Genomic DNA, 22,250 nt, shown 5'->3' on the forward strand with positions numbered 1-22,250 from the left:
TGAGTGCTAATAAATATTAAATTCAACTTATTTTAGGGAGGTAGTTTCACTTGTTAAGACCATTAGGTGATCGTATTGTAATCGAATTAATCGAAGCTGAGGAAAAAACAGCATCTGGCATCGTACTTCCAGACTCTGCTAAAGAGAAACCACAAGAAGGTAAAGTCGTTGCAGTAGGTACTGGACGAGTACTAGAAAACGGAAACCGCGTTGAATTAGACGTAACAGAAGGGGACCGTATTATCTTCTCTAAATATGCTGGAACTGAAGTAAAATATGAAGGCCACGACTATTTAATCTTACGCGAAAGCGATATTCTTGCTGTAATCGGCTAATAAAAGAAATTAAAAAGAACAATTAGGAGGGCATAATAACATGGCAAAAGAAATTAAATTTAGTGAAGACGCTCGTAGTGCAATGCTGCGTGGAGTAGATAAATTAGCAGACGCTGTTAAAGTAACATTAGGGCCAAAAGGTCGTAACGTAGTATTAGAGAAAAAATTTGGTTCTCCACTTATTACAAATGATGGTGTAACAATCGCAAAAGATATCGAGCTTGAGGATGCTTTTGAAAACATGGGTGCAAAATTAGTAGCTGAGGTTGCTTCTAAAACAAATGACATCGCTGGTGATGGTACAACAACTGCGACAGTTCTTGCACAATCTATGATCCGTGAAGGACTTAAAAACGTAACAGCTGGTGCTAACCCAGTTGGTATCCGTAAAGGAATCGACTTTGCTGTAGCTGCTGCTGTAACAGAGCTTAAAGCAATCTCTAAACAAATCGAAGGTAAAGATTCAATCGCTCAAGTAGCTGCTATTTCTTCTGGTGATGAAGAAGTTGGTGAATTAATCGCTGAGGCAATGGAGCGCGTTGGTAACGACGGAGTAATTACAATCGAAGAATCTAAAGGATTCACAACAGAGCTTGATGTGGTAGAAGGTATGCAATTCGACCGCGGATATGCATCTCCATACATGGTAACGGATTCAGATAAAATGGAAGCTAACTTAGACAACCCATATATCTTAATCACAGACAAAAAAATCTCAAGCATTCAAGAAATCTTACCAGTGCTAGAGCAAGTAGTTCAACAAGGTAAACCACTTTTACTAATCGCTGAGGATGTAGAAGGGGAAGCGTTAGCTACTCTAGTAGTAAACAAATTACGTGGTACATTCAATGCAGTAGCTGTTAAAGCTCCTGGATTCGGTGACCGTCGTAAAGCTATGCTTGAAGACATCGCTATTCTAACTGGTGCAGAAGTAATCACAGAAGACTTAGGCTTAGACTTAAAATCTGCGAACATCACTCAATTAGGACGCGCTTCTAAAGTAGTAGTAACAAAAGATAACACAACAATCGTAGAAGGTAACGGAGATACGAAAAACATCTCTAGCCGTGTTGCTCAAATCCGTGGCCAATTAGAAGAAACAACTTCTGAATTCGATAAAGAAAAACTTCAAGAACGTCTTGCTAAGCTTGCTGGTGGAGTAGCTGTCGTGAAAGTTGGAGCAGCTACAGAAACTGAGCTAAAAGAACGCAAACTTCGTATTGAAGATGCACTAAACGCAACTCGCGCAGCTGTAGAAGAAGGTATCGTATCTGGTGGTGGTACTGCACTAGTAAACGTATACAACAAAGTAGCTGAGCTTGCAGAAACAAAAGAGGGCGACGTAGCAACTGGTATCCGTATCGTTCTTCGTTCATTAGAAGAACCAGTTCGTCAAATCGCTAACAACGCTGGTTTAGAAGGATCTATCGTTGTAGATCGCCTAAAACGCGAAGATATCGGCATGGGCTTCAACGCAGCAACTGGCGAATGGGTTAACATGATCGAAGCAGGTATCGTAGACCCAACTAAAGTTACTCGTTCAGCTCTTCAAAACGCTGCATCTGTAGCTTCTCTATTCTTAACTACAGAAGCAGTAGTAGCAGACATTCCAGAACCAGCAGGAGCAGGCGGCATGGGTATGCCTGACATGGGCGGAATGGGCGGCATGATGTAATAAGCCTTGTTAACCCATGATTCATAAGGGTTACGATGTGAAGTGAAGTTTAGAGATTAACATATAGGATCGTTTAAAAATAGAAGCTTCTCAGTAGTTGTAATAACTAGTGGGAAGCTTTTTTTATTTCTTGCTACTTTTTCCTTCATTTGTAGAGAGTACGTTAATTAGCTGATAAAAGGAATTGAAATTTAATCAAATAGTTTAAACAAAAGAAAAAAGGGCACTTAAAGTAGTAAGGAAACAAATTTCAAAAAACAGACAGGAGGAATAATGGATGACACAATTTGCTACGTATAACAACGAACTGACTAATACCGAGGAAGAGAAAAATGGAAAGCTTATAAAGGGCTTGGTAGTGGGGGCTGTTATCGGCGCGGCTATTGCAATGCTTGATTCCAATACACGAAACAAAGTAACATCCACAACCAAAAACGTGAAAGACTCAACATTGGATATGTATAGCCAAGTTAGAAACAATCCAGGAGAAGTGAAAAACGATCTACAAGAGCGACTGAAATCTGCCTCTACGGTTCTGAAAGACGCAATAAACGACGCACAATCTCTATATGAAAAAGTGAACGAGAACATTCTTGCACCAGTTAGTCAAGTAAAGGAAGATTCAAGTGGGATTATTTCAAGTGCTAAAGAGATCACGTCTGATATAAAAGAAATAAGTGGAAAAGTGAAAGAAGCGGGAGAAGAAGTGGTAGATGGCAGTAATGGAAACAATCACACTAAAATTTAATATCTAAACTAAAACAGCACTTACTTTATTCTGCTAGAGTAAGTGCTGTTTTATTAATTAATAGCTGGTATCAGAATTTCAACAGTAGAATCTGGATCATTCACATTACCATTGAATACATATACAGGCTGATAATAACCTTTAGTATCATAAGTATAGTCTATGCGAACATCCGTTATCGTTAACTTATCTCCTTTTTGTAGAGGATTGAATAAGCTAAACTCCCCATTTAGTAATGCCTTATATGCTTCCTGTTGGGATATAACTTCCTTCTCCCTAACCAATTTATTATCACTCACGTCATAAATGATGCTATCAGGAGTTTGTTTATCAGAAAGGTTAACTACGATAAATCCTTGAGAAAAATCCTCACATGTAGATTGTACATTCTCTCGCTTTTCTAAATCCCAACGAATGGTACGTTCATCTTGCTTCTGATAGGTAGCATTACTAGGGAATAAACCTTCATTTTCTAACCAATCTTCCATAGACCGTTTTTGCTGTTCTATGTCTACTTTTGGAACCTCTTCGCTATAAGCATCAGATGAAAAGGACCATGAACCATTGGACATGAAATAAGTTAAGTAATAGAATTCACCTTCCTCATCTATCAGCTGTAGCTGGCGATTTTCCCCTTCCATTCGTATACCACCGTGCTGTTGTAAAGCAAATTGATCGGAGATGGATTGTGAGACTGTTTTAAAATTATTAATATCTCTAACATCTGAATTGTGGTACATACAAGCATTAGTCGATTTGTTAGATAGCTGTGTCTCTAGTTGCACATCAATTTGCTCCATACTTTGTTTTTGTACAGGCTTAAATGCCAGGTTTCCAAACTCTTGTGCATTATATACAACACTTGCTATACCGAATAACAGAACAAAAATTAGTGGAATAGCAAATGCTTTTACAATTGGAGCTAGTTTTAACTTTCGTTGCTCGATGCTTGTCATGATGGCCATTACTAAAAAGTAACCTGCTAGACTTCCGATTGTATTATGCAGAAGGTCGTCAAATTCAAAGATCCCTTTACCAGAAATGTACTGGAATATTTCTATACAAAGAGTAAATACAATCGAAATAATGAATACTCTCCAGAACCGTTTCATTTTTGGATGGATCAACGGCAATAAAACACCTAATGGAACAAACATTAACATATTAAAGAGGATTAACTGTAATTCAGGCATGGACCATTTGTTCCAGGCATTCACATAGCTACTGAACAGACTAGGATTAAATTGGCCAGTAAACATTGCAGGCCTACTTAAAGTAGTGATCCCTAATACGACGGTTCCCCAGCAAATCAGTAAAGGGATTAAAATAAATTTGGACAGACGTATTAGTTTTTTCCCCAGATAAACCTTTTTAAAAAGGAAAAACCCAATGATTAAGGCAATGAAAATAAAAATAGAATATTTTACATACGGCAAAAGACCAGACACTATACTTATTAAATCCATGAGAACGTAACCTCCTAAAATTAATTGGTAAGTTTATGGTAACCAATAAATCTTAAGGGGATATTAGGATAAATCTTAAGGTTTTATGAGTATTGAAATATAAGGAATTCTCAAATTACGTGATACAAATCTGGATGTCTATTTAAATATTTCTAGCTTATTTGTCATTTTTCGTTCATATATGCTCCTATAGCTCTGAAAAGATAAAGGTAGGGACTCTGCCGTAAATAGATCTTCATAAAAGGTAGAGGGATTATTTGATCCATTATCGTCGTTGTTTTTTTCTATAAGACCCCATATTTTTGGAGAGAGAGAAGATACTTTAGGTAATGCAGGAGATAGTGTTGTTTTTAAAGGGATAAATTCCGTATGGGCAGCATCATATTTCTTAAATTTAGGGTTAATGCGTATAAAGTCCTCCTCCGAGTTAAAAACGATGTTTGTTTTAAGTACCTCTTTATTATTCTCCATTAATTTATTATATGTTATATCGTACTCAGATCCGGAATCATCGTTTTTCCACGCGATAAATTGGACTGCTCGCGGTAGGTCTATAAATACATTGTTTTGAAAGGTAGGGTTAAGGGCGCCACTAGCCATAATTCCTCTATTCGAGTTGTATTCACCTGGGTCAACATTTTTGATGATATTATATTCTATTGTTGAGTTGCTCCAGTTCATGACGCGTATGGCATCCTGACGCATTTTTTCTATTTTATTATTTCTAATAACAATATTATCGTGATATTTACCACCCGAATATTTATGAGTACCGATTGCCCGGTCTAAGTCATAGAAGACATTGTCCTCTATTAGCATATTGGTGTTTGGTGTCTTGTCGAATTTACTCCATTTAGAGCTCCAGCCATTCGTCAGCTTGTCAGGGGTATCGATATTAATGGCTTCTTTTATTTCAGTTGGAGAGGCTTTTGAATTCATAAACTTGTTGTTGGATATAACAGCGTTCCTTGTGGCATCAATTTCGATGAAATGACCAGAATACATGTTAGTAAAATGGATATTCTCAATTTTAATGTTTTTATTATGTCCTGCAATAATAGCAATTGCATCCTTATCAAAATTTAAATCCATGGTCGCTGTTCCTGCTCCAATGAACGAGATATTTTTTTCACCTTCGTGCTTACCATAGACACCTTCCTCTTTTCCTAATGAAGGTCGGATAAGATGGAAAAGTGATTTATCGGCATCGAGCTCAGAGGTGCCAGTTTTATCACTATTAACAAGCTTTGCGCCATCTTCTAATTTAACCGTTACATTAGAAGGGACAAAAAGTACATTGGATACTGTGTAAGTGCCTTTTTCTATGATGAGTGTCCCACCGTTTATTTTTTCAAGCTGTTCCAGATAGGAACGTAGTAAATAATAATGTTTCGTATGAGAATTGTATGTAGAATAGCTCTCGAACTTATGATTGTATGTATCGCTGGATGGGGTAATCGTATATGTTTCTGCCTTAGCTTCTATAGAACCTGTAGGAAAGACAACCCATAGTGTCCACATGACTAAGATCAGTAAAAATTTTTGCATGATTTCTTTCTTCCTCCTGACAACTGCTTATAGTCTAGTCTTTGAATTTTTCTAGATTACTAGACTCTATAACGTATTTACCCGAAATAAGAAATAATAATCAGGGAGTCATTTTAGCGAAGTGAATTGCACGTGGGAAGAGAAACAAAACAACACGGATATTTTTCATCTGGGAGAAGTATATTTATTAGGCGAAGGAAATAAGGAGTATGTATAAAGTGATGAGCTGGAAGTGAAATTCCTAGCTCATTTTTTTCTTCGGTATTTTAGGAGAGCGTTTTAGTCATTATTAAATCTATCTGTTCTTCATCACCCATATAAAAGGAATGACTGCTGGTTTGAACAAACCCCATGTTCTTATAGAAAACAATTGCATTTTCATTCTTCTCCCATACACCTAACCAAATTTTCTTTTTATCGCGTTCCATTGCGATTTCTATCGCCTTGTTGAGGAGAAGTTTTCCAAGTCCTAGCTTTTGAAACTTATTCTTTACATATATCCTCTCTATTTCAAGTGATTCCCCATCCATCTTTTCAGACTGTGCCTCATCCACATTGACCTTTAAGTAACCGGCAACTTCACTGTTATGATAAACAAAAAAGAATTGCGAGGAAATATTGGATAATTCTTTTTCTAATTGTGTTAAATTAAATGCTCGTTCTAAATAAGTATTCATATTTTCAGGTGAATTTTGATGCTTAAATGTCTCATCAAATGTTTCATAACTAATTTCTTGAAGCGTATGCAAATCTTCAAAGGTGCATTTTTTAATAGTTAAGGTCATTTATACGTCTCTCCTTTAAGTTCATTTGAATAAAGCTGTTTGTTTAACATTAGTTTAGCATCCCTAAGACGCTTCAGAAATAGTAAATATTCTTTTGGGAGGGGGGATGACTTATCCTTATCCTACGAAAAGTGTGAGATAGAGACAAAATCAATTAAAAAGCCTTCAAGCAAAGAAAGCTTGAAGGCTGTTGACATGATTAATTTTTAGAGTTGATCGTTTGTTTTTTCCCTTTGATAAAGAACGATAAAATCAAACCAACTACTGCTAATGCAATAGCATATTTGAAAGACGTTTGCACGCCATAGATAAATGAATCGATGGAAGGAATAGTAGTACCTTCCTCCTTCATGAATGAAGTTTGAGCAGTGGACATGATTGTAATTGCTACTGCTGTACCGATTGCACCAGATACCTGCTGAAGCGTGTTCATTAATGCAGTGCCATCTGGATATAAATGACGTGGTAATTGGTTTAAGCCATTTGTTTGAGCCGGAGCCATAACAAGCGATACACCAATCATCATAACACTATGAAGCACGATTATCGTAAGTTGAGAAGTTTGTTGGTCAATTTGCATAAAGAATACGAACGCAATACCGATTAAAATAAATCCTGGCATTACAAGAACCTTTGCACCATAGTCGTCAAATAGCTTTCCGACAATAGGTGAGAAAATACCGTTAATAACACCACCAGGCAATAGAACAAGTCCTGCTGTGAATGTTGCTAAAGCTAAGCCTGTTTGTAGGTAAAGTGGAAGCAAGATCATGGTAGAAAGAATACACATAAAGGCGATAAATACCGCGATTAGGCCAAGTACAAACATAGGATATTTTAGTACTGCTAGATTGATCATTGGTTTTTCCATGTTCAGCTGGCGCCAAGTGAATAGAGCTAGACCGATTATACCTGCAGCTAATGCAACAATTACAATAGTACTCCCCCAGCCATTTTCTCCTGCCACACTGAAGCCATACACAATTCCTCCGAATCCAATACTGGAGAAGAGAACAGATAGTACATCAATCTTTGGATGAGTTAGTTCATTCACATTTTGCATATAGAAATAGCCGAAAACTAAAGCAAATACAAGGAATGGCAGTGTCGTCCAGAAAATCCAGTGCCAAGTTAAGTATTCTAAAATTATTCCAGATACGGTAGGGGAGATTGCTGGTGCAAACATAATAACAAGTCCCATGATACCCATTGCGGATCCACGTTTTTCGACTGGGAAGATTAATAGAACCGTATTAAACATCAAAGGTAATAGAATAGCAGTACCAACTGCTTGTACAATACGTGCCATTAATAAGAAGGCAAAGGTTGGCGCAAGTCCTGCAATTATTGTCCCTACGATAGAAAATGTTAAGGAGGTTAAGAATAGCTGACGAGTCGTAAATTTTTGGATTAGCAATCCAGAAATCGGTACAAGTATACCTAGGGTCAGCAGGAAGCCAGTTGTCAGCCATTGAATCGTTGTATGTTCAACGCCTAGCTCGACAGTTAGTTGTCCTAATGCCATGTTTAGTGCTGTTTCACTGAAGAGACCTACAAAGCCCGCTATTAAGAATGCAGAAAGTATAGGTAATTTTTTAATTGGTTGTGACATGTAAATCCTACTCTCTATTATAAATTACTGTTTTGGTGGTACTAAATTGGGTATTTGTTTGGCGATAGCTCTTAATGGATCACCAGAAGCACTTGTGACGCTCAACAATATCCCACCTTCAAATAATGCGTTTAATGTTATGGCAAGATTAGTTGCACATTCTTCCGACATACCATAATCGATAAACTTCTCTTTCACTAATTTTTGCCAGCTTTTAAAAACGTGGTCACAGGCTAGACGAATCTCATTGTTTTTAAGAGCCATTTCTCCTGCAATATTACCAATAGGAACACCATATAATTCATGCTTTTGCTCAATTTGCGTAGCAATCATATTCAATTGATTTAATAACATTTCAATAGGATCAGCAGATTTGTTCAATAGATTTTTTGTATCACTTAGTAACAAATCTCCTGTATATTGGATAGCAGCAAGAAGTAGCTCTTCCTTACCGTTCGGAAAGTGATGATAAAGGGCGCCTTTAGTTGTGTTGCTTTCGTTGATAATAGTGGAGATTTTTACCGCTTCAAAACCATAACAACTAAATAAGTGGCCTGCAGTCTTGATAAGGTGCTGTTTAGTTTCCATCCCTGGGGGCATCTTATTTACTCCTTTCTAAAACAGAACGGTCGGTTTGTTTTTTTGCACAAAGACTAGTATATAGACTATTGAAAGACAATGCAAGATTAAAAGAACAGAAGAACTAGATATCATATGTAAGCAAAATAAAAGAACTCTAATGTAGCATCGCTGCACCGGAGTCCCAAAGTTTTATATTATAATGTACCTCTGTCTACTTGCTCCTTCAGGATTTGTAGGTTTCCTAATACGTTTTTGGAAACCTCTAATGTCTCTTCGATGGCATTAGCTTTTTCGTCCGCAAGCTGGTAAATGATTTCATTAAACAGTAGCTCCATTTCATCTAAAATGGCTAAGGTCGCCACATTGTATAATCGCACATTTTCAAACTTAGCTGGTTCAAAGATGGCGGTATCCAGGTAGGGCTTAAAGTTATCAAGCATCTCTGGTAAGTTTGTATGCATCCGATTAAATCCCACACGCAAACTTTCCATTAGGACCTCCATTTCTACTAGAGGTTCTAGAGCACTGGCAACAGCACTTTTAACTCTTTGCTCATAATCTGTGAATATACTCATCAACAAGCTGATTGGATTTCCATATATCGCGATATTTTGAGCGGCCTTTACTGCGACAATAATGGCAGTCAATGCAGCTTCTATTAAAAGTACAATACGTTCCAGTCTAGAAAGGATAGGTCTTAATATCGTTGTTCCTACAGTCACAATTGTATTATGAGCTAATTCTACTTGGACTTCCTTCATTTTCATTCCGATTACTAAATAAGAAGATTCCTGAATTGTTTTAATTTCTGTTTTTTGAACAGCATCTACACGTTCTCCTGGTGTGGCTCCCGAGTGGATAGCATCAGCTAAGCTCACATCTCGATTAATAAAAGAATTGGCAATGTCGTTAACCTGCGCTTCATATTCTGTTAACTGAGTGTACACCTCTTCTTTGTTTATCTTTAGGACGTTATAATGTGCCCCAAGCTCGCCTACAACAGCATCGATGAAATTATCGGTACCTCCTCTAAATAATTCAGGGATTTCGTTGTAAAGGATATTGTGAGCGCTAGCGACGAGATGATCTACATCTTGCTTCAGCTGGTTTAAATAGTCTCTAGCCGGAGCAAAGAGCGTTTCTACACTTATGTTAGTGGAGGTAATAAACTCAATAAGTTCAGCAGGCTTTGAGTTTAGAATGCTGTTTAAGATGAGACAGCGTTCCTCGGCCTTATTCAGAAGGTCGATTAAGTCATCGATTGCCGCTTTGATAATGGCCCCTGTCTCCGCTATTCCCTTAAAAAGTGGGTCTACAGCTATTTCCTCCAACTTTTGTTGGAATGTCTCTTGAAGTGTGGTGACACGCTGACTAAATTTTGCATTCTCGTCTTCTACAATACTAACTGAGTTGCTTATATACTCTTGAACATTAGTAATTCGACCCTTTACTTGGTCTCTAATACCATTGGAGAGTAAAATCATGTTTTCTTGGTTAATCTCAATTTTTTCGCTATAGCCTCCATAAATAGGCTGCCCTGTCCAAATACTCGTTACAATATGATCGTCGGCCCCAATATGGATAAATCCATGTCCAGGCTGTCCCTTTATGCCAACTTCAATGACAAAGTTCCCATCTTTATCTGGATCTACGTAGCCCGTATGATTCGGGACAATCATGGAAAGGAGGGGAACCCCATTATTGATGCTATACTTTTTCCCAGGTATTCTATTACCTAATCCTAGCGATTCCTCTGTACTTGTAAGAAAGTCAAAGCGGCTATAGTAATTGGTTATATTATCGTACAACATTGTAGGATCTACTAAACCAGCAGGAAGGATGGCTGGATTTAAAGTGACAGCCCTCACCTGAGGATTTTCAATAGCGACAGCATTAGTTAATCCTCCACCTAGGGAGTTACCTGTTACGGAATCTACTTTACCAAGGTTAGTATTTACCCAGTCAAAGTATTCTTGTGCATCACCTACTTGCGCGGGGGGAGTATCAGCGAGTAGCTTTGCATTCGTATCGATCCAATCCTTGTTGTCCTCGCTCCCAATATAAACTACCGTCAATTCCTTCGTTTCATTGTTTTGTACAGTAACAGCATCTAGCCCAGAGGACATCCCATATTGGGTATCTACTACTTTAAAAATTTTATCGTTTACGGTTATAATTTTACCGGTTTGATAATGTCGGTACGCATGAAAACCAGCTAATTCTACTAAATCTTGGTCAGTTGTCTGGACGTTAGAAACAGGATTAATAGTAGTCACCTAGATTTTCACTCCTATTCTTTTCTAATTTCATTCAAGGCAGTTTTGTTTAATGAGCTTTTTTTGGAGCCGTCCGCATATTCTGCGTTTATCAAGTTATCATGTAAAATGACGGAATAAGAGCCTCGTGGTAGGCCTTCCATTTGCTCGATATCAGAAACTATTTTGTCATAAAGCACTTCATCTGGGTCAGTATCTGATTCTTTCATATATAAAGTAATCGTAATAAGCATTAGATTTGAATTTAAATCATACTTTTTCATTGAGCTCTTTAACTCTTCTTTGCTAATGGTAGGATTTTCTATATATTTGTTGTAAAGCTCGGTAAAGTATTCACCAGCAGCGCTTGTATAATAATAGGGAGTTGCAAATCCATTAGCTCCTACCTTTTCAACTGCCTCTATACGGGTACCTACTAAAGGATTTTCTTCAATGAGTTTCTCTAAGTAGTTATCAAGTGTAGAAAATTCCTGATCATGGATCATCGCATAAAGCCCAGTAGTAATGGCATCTTCTATCTGTCCCTCTTGAGACCATACTTTATCTGCTTCTACTTTTTCTTTTTCAATATCAATAGGTACAATGGCAAATGTGTAGAAATGAGGTTCTCCTAAAGATTCCACGAATACAGAGGCACCGTCCACAGCTCCCACAATGTTATGGATTTTCACTTCTGTTTTATAGTTGTTTAAAAAGAAGTCCTTTACCGCTTGTTCTATTTCCTCTCGATTTGCTTCAGCTATTTTATCTGTTTCCTCCCCGTCCTGTAGGGTATATTCCTCCCCAGTGTAGTCTTGAACACTAACAAAGCTTGAAGCATCTAAAGCAACATCTCCCTTACCAGTTATTTCGGGTTCCTTTTTGCTTTCTACTTCCATATTGCAGCCTCCTAATAAAAGTGTTGTGCTAACAATTGCTACGGCCATTTTGTTATTCTTCATATTAATCCTCCCGCTTTAAAGCTCAAACTGTCGGTTTTTATTAATTGTAATCAAACCTAAGGAGATATGAAAATAATAGCTTCCTATTTTATTTGAATTTTGAGAAAATGGGCGAAAGGGTCTATGGATAACATAAAAAATGAGGACTTTGGTTGAATAAGGGTTAGATTTGCCTATCCTCTTTATACTGGGGAAGAACATATAAGGAATAGGAGATAATTAGTGGGAAATATATAAATCGTTAGAAAAAGTGAAACTTTTCTGTGAAGTTTCTGTCTGATAGATTATAGGAGGGATTATATTGAAGAAACTTCTCATATTAATGCTCCCGTTTATTTGGCTAGCAGGATGCGATTCTAGCACAGAAAAGTATTTAGCTGTTGATGTTCCAGTCCCTGAAGAACAAGCTAGCGAGCTTGATGGAACGAAGGAAGCCTATCTAAACAAATTAGACGAGATTGAAGATAGTTTGAAAGAATTTGATAAGGTGTATGAATCTGGAACTCAAGCGGATATGAATCAAGCTAAGTCAGAGACATTCAAAAGATGGGACGAGGCATTAAATGAAATTTATGATGTTCTTAAAGAACAGCTTACTGAAAGTGACTTCGAGGATTTAAAGAAGGAACAAGAAGACTGGATTGTGCAACGTGATCAAATAGCAGAAGAAAAATCACAGGAAGCTGAAGGTGGAACACTTGAACCATTCCTGTATGCGAGTGCTCTAGCCGATCTCACTAAAGAAAGATGCTATGAGCTAGTAAATAAATACATGAAGTAAGTAAACCGCCTCTAGTTTGAGTGGCGGTTTTTACTACATATACCAGCACTTATACTAATCGATTTAAATGAATAGTTAAAATTTTGGGAAAATATATGTTTCTAATTTCCATATATTAGTTTAAAATATAATTATTACCGTAAAAGGGGGGCTATTTTTGAAGAGGATGGGAATTATTTTAACTGCTTCCGCGTTATCACTGGGAATGTTATCAGCCACTGCAAATGCATCAAATACGACAGGAACACAGCCTTATAATGTTGTGGCGCAAGTTGCTGCTACAGACGTTTTGGTGTCTAAAGAGGAATTACTTAAAAAGTTTAAGGCTAGCTTTCCAGGTGTTTTCGACTCAATCAAGCCTAGCGAATTCTACATGCATTCCTACGATAATCCATATGAAAATACAACTAGGCATAGTATGTCTTTTCATAAGCAGGAAAAAGGGAAGGAGATCTCGGGCAGCATAGGTTTTTATGGGGATAATTATGAGATAGAGTCTTTTCAATATGAACCAGTTGCCACTGCAGATTCTTTATTTCCAGGCAAAGTATCTAAAGATGGAGCTAAACAAATTGCCCATGATTTTATGAAAAAGTATATGAAGGACGGTAGCTACCAGTTAGAAGAAGGACTTGAAGATTTTTATTATAGTTCACAAATTTTAACTCGACCAATTCGCTATACTTTCTCTTTTAACCGAATGCAGGATGGTGTCGCTGTTGGGGATCAACAAGTTAATGTGACTGTGCTAGGAAATGGAGAGGTAGTAGGATTTAATCGGGCTATTCCAAGCAAGTCTTCTACCTTCGATGATGTAAAAAAGGGTAAAGATGCTGAAGTTATTCTAAATCAGATAAAGGATAATTTGACGGCTAAGCTGCAATATCAAATTACCTATCCAAACGAAGGTAATAAGCCTGATGTGAAGTTAGTTTATAAGCCTGAAATACTAAGTGTAAATGCTATTACTGGGGATTGGTTTAATTCCTATGATTTTTTAAAGGAGTATCCTGCCCATAAAGGATCTGAAATGATTGTAGAAAAGGCATTGCCTGTCAAACACAATGGCATTACAAAAGAAGCGGCTAAGAAAACAGCAGAGAACTTATTGAAGGTCGATTCAAGTAAGATAAAATTAACGATTCAATCGGTAGAGGAAATGAAAAATTATAATGGACAAGAAGTGATCAGTGTTCACTACATGTATCATTTTTCTAATGGCTCAGGATCTGGGTCTAGTATAGAATTCGATAAGAAAACAGGAGAGTTAGTTCGTTTTCATAGTATGCAGCAAGAAATTAAGGAAATGTTAGACGAGAATAAAGATCAGAAGTCCCTATCATATGAGGAAGCATTAGCTAAGGCTGTGGAGTATGCAAAAGAGTATTTGCCTTCTTATCTTCATGAGTATGCGCTTCCTTCTGAGACCAGCTATGCCGATCCAATGAGTGGTTATTACTTCATTTTCCCTCGCATTGTTGATGGAGTATTGGTAGTGGGTGATCAGATAAATGTAAATATTCACAAGGACGGTTCATTAAGTAGCATAAGCATAGATAGACCTCTGATTGACGAGTGGCCATCAAAAGACAAAGTTATTTCTGAGAAAGAAGCAACAGAGACTTTTAAAAAGTCCGTGATGCTAAAGACAAGCTATATGAAAGAATATATGAAGCGAGAAAATAATCACTACTATTTAATTTCTTCTCCATTGTTTAATGAAGAAGAATTTCAGGTTTTAGAGGCAAGCACTGGTAAATGGTTTAACCAATACAACAGAGAGGTACTACCAGAGGTTTCTCATTCAACTGCAGCCGCCGAATTAAATTACTTAATCCAATCTAAAGTGTTAACGGTAAAAGATGCAAAGTCTTTTAATGGAGATGCTGCAGTATCTAAAGGGGAAGCTATTAGGATAATGATGAATTCCTTAACATATATGTACCATGGCTATCCTATGGATGACTCCGAGAATGCTAAACAAACCTTTACTAATATCGATTCGAAGCATACTTCCTATCAGGCTGTTGAAAGAGCAGTAGAACTTGGTGTAATAGCTGCAGACAAATCAACCTTTGATGTGGATAGTCCTATTACTAAAGAGGAGCTATCTATATGGTATATTCGTGCATTAGGCTTAGAGGAAGCAGCTAAGCAAACTAAGATATACAAAAATGATTTCGCGGATAGCAAGAAAATTAAAGATGAATATACCGGCTATATTGTGTTGGCGGATTCTCTAGGACTATTAAAGGCAGAGAAAAATCAGTTTAACCCTACCAAGCAAGTGACCTATGCGGAGCTAGCTGTTTCTACAATTCGTTTGGGCCATGAGATGTCTAAAAAGGGAAGAGATTATAGATACGGCTATTAATCTAATGTTAGTAGGATGGATTTCAAGCGAATGATACTGAACCTTGCAGAGGGGGAGAGAAACCTTGCGGAGACGGAGGAGAACCTTGCACAAACGAGGTTGAACCTTGCGGAAAAAGGCTAGAACCTTGCAGAAACGCGACCGAACCTTGCGCAAACCTTAAAACTAGGCAAAGACGCTTATATCTGCACCTGCTTAGTAATAAATCATTAAATTAGAAAAACTCACCAATATTAGCTTGGTGAGTTTTTGTATTACTTCAGTTTTAAATAAAACCAAATGGCATTGATGAAGGTTTGTACCTGACCTTTACTAGAGGTGTCATCAAAGGATGTTAAGAAAGGATTGAGCAATGGCTGAAGCACGCTTTTGCGAACTCGTTCTTTGTTGAGCTCCGAAATAATGGCCTCATAGAGATCCTCTTGCTCCATCGTAAAATTCTCTTCCTCTTCAATGTTCTTTGCCATTTTCATGAGCTCGCTTAACTCTACTGGCTTTCGATCTATATTCATCCTCATTAAATGGACGGAAGAAGGTTCAATTAAAGAAGTATTATGTTGAAGCATATAGGGAATGATAAGACCGATATATTGGAGTAGGACTGCTACAATTCGATGAAGTGAAAACGTTGCATTTGTTACACGTTTTGTAAATAGTAAGTGCTGGAGCATGCCGTGAAATAGTATAGCACTTTCAAAGGCATTTTCAGAAATTTCCTCTCCAAATACAGAAATAAACCGAATCGCTAACCACTCTAGCTCGAATATACGATGCTGCATCACAAGTTTTTTTAGATCTATTTCATTGGAGCTAAGAATTGCATCAAAGAGAGCATATAGGCTTCTTTCTTCATTTAACTGAATAATACTATATATTTGTTGAGCTAAAATCTGTTGGTCCTTTTCGTTTTTCCCAACTTGGATTTGCATACGAAGCTGACTAGCATCATATCGTAATCCTTCTAGTATTTCTGCGATACAATCATTTTTTGAACTAAAATAATTATAAAAGGTTCCTTTTGAAATAGCTGCTCTATCAATGATGTCCTGGATAGAGGTTTGTTGTATTCCTTTTTCTACAAATAGCTTTAAGGCTACATCTGCAACATGTCTTTTACGTTTATTCATAAATCCTCCGATAGTAATCTGATGATGGCTTTAGTATATATATTGTGAACACAAAGTTCAACTAAATTTAAACTAGGTGTACAAATATATTGAAAAAAATGAACTAATGGTTTAATATAATTCGAGTAATGAAGTAAATATAGAAAAATAGAATAGGGGAAAACGAAAGATGAGTGGCACTGAAAATAAAAAAGCTACGTATTTAATGCTCGCAGTACTCTTTGTTGGAGCATTTGTATCGTTTTTAAATAACTCCCTTTTAAATGTAGCACTACCTTCCATTATGGTGGACTTAGATGTGGAATATTCTACTGTCCAATGGTTGGCAACTGGTTATATGTTAGTGAGCGGAGTGCTAATACCTGCATCAGCCTTTTTAATAAGAAGGTTTTCGAATAGAACATTATTTCTTACCTCCATGGCCATATTTACGTTAGGTACTGCTATGGCAGCAGTTGCTCCAAACTTTGGCTTCCTTTTAACAGGGCGTATGGTTCAAGCAGCTGGTTCCTCTGTAATGGGGCCTTTACTGATGAACGTAATGCTTGTTGCCTTCCCACGTGAAAAACGAGGAGCGGCTATGGGGATTTTTGGATTAGTTATGATCACAGCCCCTGCAATTGGGCCGACATTATCGGGGTTCATAGTACAATACTATGACTGGCGAGTTCTTTTCATCATGATTTTACCGTTAGCCGTTATTAGCTTGTTACTAGCTGTTTGGAAGCTAGGGAATGTTATGACAACTGACAAAACTGCAACAATTGACTTTGCCTCAATAATCCTTTCAACATTCGGTTTTGGTGGTCTGTTATATGGAGTCAGCACAGCAAGCACAGCTGGCTGGGATGATCCAATTGTATTAACCACACTAATCGTGGGATTAGTAGCAATAGTTATTTTTGTAATTCGCCAGTTAAAGTTAGAACAGCCATTGTTAGATTTACGCGTATATAAGTATCCGATGTTTGCTTTAGCATCCATTATTTCAATTGTTAATGCAGTTGCTATGTTCTCGGGTATGATTTTAACACCAGCCTATGTGCAAAGTGTACGCGGTATATCTCCCTTAGACTCTGGACTACTAATGCTACCTGGGGCAATTGTTATGGGAATTATGTCTCCGATAACAGGGAAACTTTTCGATAAGTTTGGTCCCCGTACTTTAGCATTAATAGGATTGGTTATTACAGCAATTTCTACTTTTGAATTATCTAGACTACAAATAGATTCTACCTATTTATTTATTGTTATAATCTACACAATACGGATGCTAGGGATGTCTATGGTTATGATGCCAATCATGACAAATGGTTTAAATCAGTTACCAACACGTTTAAACCCGCATGGTACAGCTGTTAATAACACAGCTCAGCAGGTTGCAGGTTCCATTGGTACGGCAGTGCTAGTTTCTATAATGAACTATGTAACCACCAAAGAAGGGGAAAGCCTAATGGCCAACGTTGACCCTGCTACACTGACAGAGCAAACCATGGGCTTACTAGGTCAACAAGCTCTATTAGCAGGGATTCAATACTCCTTCCTAGTTGCTTTGGTTATGAACATAATCGCGTTAGTCTTAGCATTCTTCTTGAAACGAGTAGATGTAAGCCCAGAATCATTACGTAAAATAGAAGAAGAACACCAAGAACCAAAAGCTTCTAATTAATTTTATTTAAAAAGGGCTAAGACAAATGTCCATTAAAAACGTAAAATCGGAAACTCGATTTTACGTTTTGACTTTTAGTTGTTTGAAGAGGAGAGGACCAATCCCGGGTAAATAGCGAGTCGAAAGCCCACCCTCTGTAACGGAAAACACTCCAATCAAATATAGATAGAAACCCCGAATTTTACTCATCGTAAAACTTCGGGTTTTTTATTTTGGAAGTATATCTTTCATTTTTTCTTTTATGCGTGTTTTGAAAAAATAAAAAATAAATATTTAATAAAATGTCTAATTAAAAATAAAAGTGGGTAATAGATTAAAAGAAGTTGTGAAAAAAATAATAGCATATTCCCATAAAATTACTAAAGAGAGAGTGAGAGTTGGAAAATGTTTAATACGTATGAGGTTAAACCTTATTTTGATGAGATGCTAAAATCATGTGGAGAACCAAAACTACATTATCAAAACTTTTATAATATACTTAACCGATTTTCTGTAGAAGAACTAAAAGAAAAACATGAAACAGCCCAACTTTCCTTTTTAAGACAAGGCATAACCTTTACAGTTTATAACAATAATACGGGAGCAGAACGTACTATGCCTTTTGATTTCATTCCAATTATCATTCCTCCTGAAGATTGGGAGACAATTCAAAAGGGAATGATACAACGCACAGAGGCTTTAAACTGTTTTTTACAAGACATTTACCACAAACAAAAAATTATAAAAGATGGAATTATCCCTCGTGATTTGATAGAAAATAATAAATATTACTATCACAAGCAAATTAAAAATATTAAAATACCATTAAATAACAACATATTTTTAGCTGGTATAGATTTAATTCGTGATGAAACGGGTAAGTATTTGGTGCTTGAGGATAATTTAAGAAACCCATCTGGTCTATCTTATGTATTCCAAAATCGATACGTTATGCGTCAGGTCTATCCCGAATTTTTTGCTAACCACTCCATTCATGCTTTGGAACAGCAAATAACCTATATCTATGAAGCAATCGTAGAACATGCTCCAGAAGGAGTAACTAACCCTAAGGCAGTACTGCTTACTCCAGGAATATATAACTCTGCGTATTACGATCATGTATTTTTAGCTCAACAAATGGGATTGCAGTTGGTCGAAGGCCGTGACCTAACAGTAGTTGATAACATTGTATATATGAAAACAATCCGTGGACTTGAAAAAGTAGATATTATTTATCGTAGAATTGATGATGACTTTTTGGATCCTTTAGAGTTTCGTGAGGATTCTACTCTTGGAGTTCCTGGTTTAATAGATGCATATAAATTAGGCAATGTGGCAATATTAAATGGTATAGGAAATGGTGTTGCTGATGATAAAGCAGTGTATACCTATGTTCCTGATATGATTAGATATTATTTAGAGGAAGAGCCAATTATTGATAACGTGAAAACCTATCGTCTGGATAATATAGAGCAGAGGGAATGGGTGCTTCAGCATTTATCAGAACTGGTCGTAAAAAATGTTGGTGCCTCAGGTGGCTATGATATGTTAATAGGTCCACATGCTACTAAAAAAGAAATAGAGAGATTTAGGGAAAAGATTTTAAAGACACCGGAGCAGTATATTGCGCAGCCGACTATTCAGCTGTCAAGAGCACCTGCGTACCAAGGAGAAGCGTTTTATCCATGTCATGTAGATTTACGAGTGTTTGTCATTAGAGGAGAGGATACACATGTATTTCCAGGTGGTCTTTCACGTGTAGCATTAAAGAAAGGCTCGCTAGTAGTAAACTCCTCACAAGGTGGTGGCGGTAAAGATACATGGGTCATGAAATCAGGGGGTTTTAGTTCATGTTAAGTCGTGTAGCAGATTCTTTATACTGGATGTCTCGAAATTTTGAGCGAGCGGAACAAAATGCAAGAATTTTAGATGTTCATTTAACTCAAATGGTTGAAACCTCTAGTGATGAATCATTTAAAGAGACACAGTGGAAGCTATTATATGAAGCGTGTTCTACTCTAGATGAATTAGAGGCATTGGAAAATAAAAAGAATAGCAAAGAGGAAGACCTAATATTCTACTTGGCATTAAGTCATGAAAATCCAAATTCGGTTTTCAATTGCGTACGTATTGCTAGAGAGAATGCAAGGGTTTGTCGTGATCACATACCTAATGAACTGTTTGAAGTGTGGAATGACGTCTTTCTATATACAAAAGATGCTCAAAATATCCCTTATTCTCTTCAGAACATGAGGTTATTTCTAAGCCAGATTAAAAAGGCTTCTTTCACTATTCAAGGAATTATTGAGTCAAACATGTCTCGTGGTATAGCTTACCATATGATGAAAATAGGAAATTGGTTAGAACGGGCTGAAAAAACTGCCAGAATTTTAAATGTAGTGTGTGAACATACAAGTGAAGCAGAGCTTTCTTATAAAAGAGATGAATATTATGCGTGGCTATCAGCACTTAGAATGCTGAATGGCTATGAGGCCTATTTGAAGGTGAATAGACCAAAAATGGATCCACGAACAATTCTTGCTTTTCTTATTGTAGATGAAACCTTTCCTAGATCCATTCATTACAATATGAATAGTGTGCAAAATGCAATCGATAATTTGGGAGGACATAAGGCTAAACACTCAGAAAAGCTCCATTATCTTTTACAAAGGCTTCATCAAGACTTTGATGAAATGACTATTCAGGAGTTAGACTCCGAAGAAATGATGGAATTTCTGAATCGTTTTCAAAACCAATGTAATGAAATTGGGCAAACTTTCTCTGAAACCTATTACTTAATTGAACCAGTTTCTACATCTTCTACACTCCATATTCAAGTACAGACACAGAGTGACAATGATTGGATGAGTGGATCTCAGGTTTCAAATAATGAAAAAGCGTCCTCTTTAAAGTACAAAATTGAGCATACTAATATTTTCGATTATGAAACGATGGTCGATCAAAGTATGAATTCAATTCGTTTAAAGCCGAGAACAGACGAATGTCAACGATTGCTTTCCTACCGCGCAGAAATTAATCCTGTTGCCTTAACGAAGGAACACGTGGATATATGGGGAAACACAGTAGAATCATTTTTTATAGCAGACCATCATCGACATTTAGAGGTTAAGACAACCTCTATTGTAAGTATTCAAAGAAGTCCGTGGGTTCATCGTATTGATTATTCGCCTGAAATGTACGCAATTTTTCATTCGAATCTTTTTAGAAGTCATTATTTAGCTTATTTAAGTAACACTGCTTACACTTATTTGACACCAGAGCAAATAGAAAAGGTGGATAATGAAATAGGAGAAATGGTAAATCCGGTTAAATACTCAATTGATTTAATGGGATATTTGTTCAATCATTTCACATACGATGGCTCATCTACTACAGTTACCACTAAGGCGATTGAATCCTTCGACCTTAAAAAAGGTGTTTGTCAGGATATATCGCATGTGATGCTCGGAGTGTTAAGGACAAAGAATATACCAGCTCGGTATGTTAGCGGGTATTTGTATGTTGGAGAAAACTCTGCTTTAGTTGGTGATGCTGCTAGTCATGCATGGGTGGAGGTTATGGTACCTGGAATCGGCTGGGTAGGACTTGATCCAACGAATAACGTGGAAGCGTTAGAAAACCATATACGTGTAGGTGTTGGACGGGATTACAATGATGTTAGCCCTGTTCAAGGAGTATATAGAGGTGGAAGTCATTCGCTAGATGTGAAAGTATCTGTAAGTTTAATCGAGCAATAAGAAAGGCCTCAGCTTCAAAGTTGAGGCTTAATTAATGAGGCTCGACAGACCTATTTTTAAAAACAATGTGTTTAATCGGAAAGATTAAGGGAACATTTTAAATAGAACAAATTTACAAAGGAGGACAAAAAAATGAAGCATTTAAAAGCACTTCTTATTAAATTTCTGATGATAGCAGTAGTCCTTTTAGTTGTTTTGACTTTAATCTTTGATGTCCCATTCCTGGATTCTATATGGACTAGCTTAGTCTTAACTGTTTTAGCTTACATTTTAGGAGACTTCCTATTGTTCCGCCTAGCTGCTAATCGTTCAAGCCAAAATGTTCGAAATATGATTGCCACAGGTGGAGATATTATTTTAGCATTCTTAACCATTTGGTTTATGCAAATTGCATTAGTAGATGCTGACGGAAATCTAGCGCTTGGAACACTTATTGCTGCATTAGTTATTGGTGGAGGCGAATGGTTCTTCCACAAATATTTGGATGGAAATGTATTTTTCAAAAATAAACGTACAACAGCAGATGTCGCTGCCGATTATGGAGATTAACAAAAAAACCCTCTTTTCTAAGGGGGTTTTTGTTATGGTTTGTTA

The 22,250-nt window shown here is 37.0% G+C and carries 17 protein-coding genes; 9 read left to right on the forward strand and 8 right to left on the reverse strand.

Going from position 1 to position 22,250, the window contains the following annotated elements; genetic code table 11:
- Nucleotides 1–50 precede the first annotated feature (50 nt).
- The 3 genes from groES (at nucleotide 51) to M3627_RS13635 (ending at nucleotide 2,758) form a co-directional block, all read left to right on the forward strand.
- Entirely contained in the window at nucleotides 51–335 is a 285-nt protein-coding gene (gene groES / locus M3627_RS13625) for a co-chaperone GroES (protein WP_169360458.1), read from the forward strand.
- A gap of 40 nt (nucleotides 336–375) precedes the next feature.
- Nucleotides 376–2,010, forward strand: coding sequence for a chaperonin GroEL (groL, locus tag M3627_RS13630; RefSeq protein ID WP_169360457.1), 1,635 nt, complete (start codon nucleotides 376–378; stop codon nucleotides 2,008–2,010).
- Nucleotides 2,011–2,287: 277 nt separating this feature from the next.
- Nucleotides 2,288–2,758: a YtxH domain-containing protein gene (locus tag M3627_RS13635; protein WP_251556122.1), complete on the forward strand. Its 471-nt coding sequence runs from the start codon at nucleotides 2,288–2,290 to the stop codon at nucleotides 2,756–2,758.
- A 53-nt stretch (nucleotides 2,759–2,811) separates the two neighbouring features.
- On the opposite strand, the gene M3627_RS13640 is transcribed toward M3627_RS13635, so the two are convergent.
- The 7 genes from M3627_RS13640 to M3627_RS13670 form a co-directional block, all read right to left on the reverse strand.
- A complete protein-coding gene (locus tag M3627_RS13640) occupies nucleotides 2,812–4,224 on the reverse strand; it encodes a VanZ family protein (RefSeq protein ID WP_169360455.1) in 1,413 nt (470 codons plus the stop codon).
- Nucleotides 4,225–4,362: 138 nt separating this feature from the next.
- Nucleotides 4,363–5,772, reverse strand: coding sequence for a right-handed parallel beta-helix repeat-containing protein (locus M3627_RS13645; RefSeq protein WP_251556123.1), 1,410 nt, complete (start codon nucleotides 5,770–5,772; stop codon nucleotides 4,363–4,365).
- A gap of 266 nt (nucleotides 5,773–6,038) precedes the next feature.
- Entirely contained in the window at nucleotides 6,039–6,557 is a 519-nt protein-coding gene (paiA, locus tag M3627_RS13650; RefSeq protein ID WP_251556124.1) for a spermidine/spermine N(1)-acetyltransferase, read from the reverse strand.
- Between the two features lie 199 nt (nucleotides 6,558–6,756).
- Nucleotides 6,757–8,169, reverse strand: coding sequence for a DHA2 family efflux MFS transporter permease subunit (locus M3627_RS13655; RefSeq protein WP_169360452.1), 1,413 nt, complete (start codon nucleotides 8,167–8,169; stop codon nucleotides 6,757–6,759).
- A gap of 24 nt (nucleotides 8,170–8,193) precedes the next feature.
- A complete protein-coding gene (locus tag M3627_RS13660; RefSeq protein ID WP_169360451.1) occupies nucleotides 8,194–8,769 on the reverse strand; it encodes a TetR/AcrR family transcriptional regulator in 576 nt (191 codons plus the stop codon).
- A 176-nt stretch (nucleotides 8,770–8,945) separates the two neighbouring features.
- Nucleotides 8,946–11,027, reverse strand: a complete 2,082-nt coding sequence (locus tag M3627_RS13665; RefSeq protein WP_251556125.1) for an SA1320 family protein — start codon at nucleotides 11,025–11,027, stop codon at nucleotides 8,946–8,948.
- Nucleotides 11,028–11,041: 14 nt separating this feature from the next.
- The gene (locus M3627_RS13670; RefSeq protein ID WP_251556126.1) at nucleotides 11,042–11,968 is read right to left on the reverse strand and encodes a DUF1672 family protein; all 927 of its coding nucleotides are present in this window, start codon (nucleotides 11,966–11,968) and stop codon (nucleotides 11,042–11,044) included.
- Nucleotides 11,969–12,269: 301 nt separating this feature from the next.
- On the opposite strand from M3627_RS13670, the gene M3627_RS13675 reads away from it, so the two are divergent.
- Nucleotides 12,270–12,749, forward strand: a complete 480-nt coding sequence (locus M3627_RS13675; RefSeq protein WP_251556127.1) for a lysozyme inhibitor LprI family protein — start codon at nucleotides 12,270–12,272, stop codon at nucleotides 12,747–12,749.
- A gap of 166 nt (nucleotides 12,750–12,915) precedes the next feature.
- Nucleotides 12,916–15,123, forward strand: a complete 2,208-nt coding sequence (locus M3627_RS13680) for a YcdB/YcdC domain-containing protein (protein WP_251556143.1) — start codon at nucleotides 12,916–12,918, stop codon at nucleotides 15,121–15,123.
- A gap of 254 nt (nucleotides 15,124–15,377) precedes the next feature.
- Here M3627_RS13680 and M3627_RS13685 read toward each other — a convergent pair whose 3' ends face one another.
- A complete protein-coding gene (locus tag M3627_RS13685; protein ID WP_169360446.1) occupies nucleotides 15,378–16,250 on the reverse strand; it encodes a TetR/AcrR family transcriptional regulator in 873 nt (290 codons plus the stop codon).
- A gap of 169 nt (nucleotides 16,251–16,419) precedes the next feature.
- On the opposite strand from M3627_RS13685, the gene M3627_RS13690 reads away from it, so the two are divergent.
- From M3627_RS13690 to M3627_RS13705, 4 genes are all read left to right on the forward strand, one after another.
- Nucleotides 16,420–17,919: a DHA2 family efflux MFS transporter permease subunit gene (locus tag M3627_RS13690; RefSeq protein ID WP_169360445.1), complete on the forward strand. Its 1,500-nt coding sequence runs from the start codon at nucleotides 16,420–16,422 to the stop codon at nucleotides 17,917–17,919.
- A gap of 384 nt (nucleotides 17,920–18,303) precedes the next feature.
- Nucleotides 18,304–19,755, forward strand: coding sequence for a circularly permuted type 2 ATP-grasp protein (locus tag M3627_RS13695; RefSeq protein ID WP_169360444.1), 1,452 nt, complete (start codon nucleotides 18,304–18,306; stop codon nucleotides 19,753–19,755).
- Entirely contained in the window at nucleotides 19,749–21,656 is a 1,908-nt protein-coding gene (locus M3627_RS13700; protein ID WP_169360443.1) for an alpha-E domain-containing protein, read from the forward strand. The genes M3627_RS13695 and M3627_RS13700 overlap by 7 nt, the downstream gene beginning before the upstream one ends.
- 132 nt (nucleotides 21,657–21,788) lie before the next feature.
- Complete coding sequence (locus tag M3627_RS13705; protein ID WP_169360442.1) at nucleotides 21,789–22,205, forward strand: DUF2512 family protein; 417 nt, start codon at nucleotides 21,789–21,791, stop codon at nucleotides 22,203–22,205.
- Nucleotides 22,206–22,250: the final 45 nt, after the last annotated feature.

The organism is Psychrobacillus sp. MER TA 171, assembly GCF_023713305.1.
Lineage (GTDB): Bacteria > Bacillota > Bacilli > Bacillales_A > Planococcaceae > Psychrobacillus.